The following is a 371-nucleotide window of genomic DNA, read 5'->3' as shown; positions in this document are numbered from 1 at the left end:
GTCCGGCACGACGTCCCGGTCCTCATCAAGTACGCGCTCGTCCGCGCCGTCGCCCCCGCCGCCTTCGACCGCGTGCCGGTCAAGGCGAACCGCGAGTTCGACAAGGCCTCGGCACGCCTGCGCGGCGTCATCGACGATCTGATCGCCGCCGCCCACGCCCGCGGCCGGCACGACGGTCCCGACCTGCTGTCCACCCTGCTCGCCGCCCGCGACGCGGACACCGGCGAGTCCCTCACCGACGTCGAAGTCCGCGACGAACTCGTCACCATCATGTTCGCCGGTACCGAGACCACCGCCACGACCCTGTCCTGGCTGTTCCACGAGATCGCCCACGCACCCGACGTCGAGGCGCGCCTGCTCGCCGAGATCGA

At 71.7% G+C, this 371-nt stretch carries 1 protein-coding gene; it reads left to right on the top strand.

The genetic code is table 11. From position 1 onward, the window contains the following. A partial coding sequence (locus AC1DSF_RS31385; protein ID WP_478184212.1) for a cytochrome P450 occupies positions 1-371 on the top strand: 371 nt, incomplete at both ends.

Source organism: Variovorax sp. 01N429 (genome assembly GCF_056399425.1).
The sequence above is the reverse complement of the archived record's forward strand: the minus strand, read 5'-3'. Positions and strand labels throughout refer to the sequence as shown.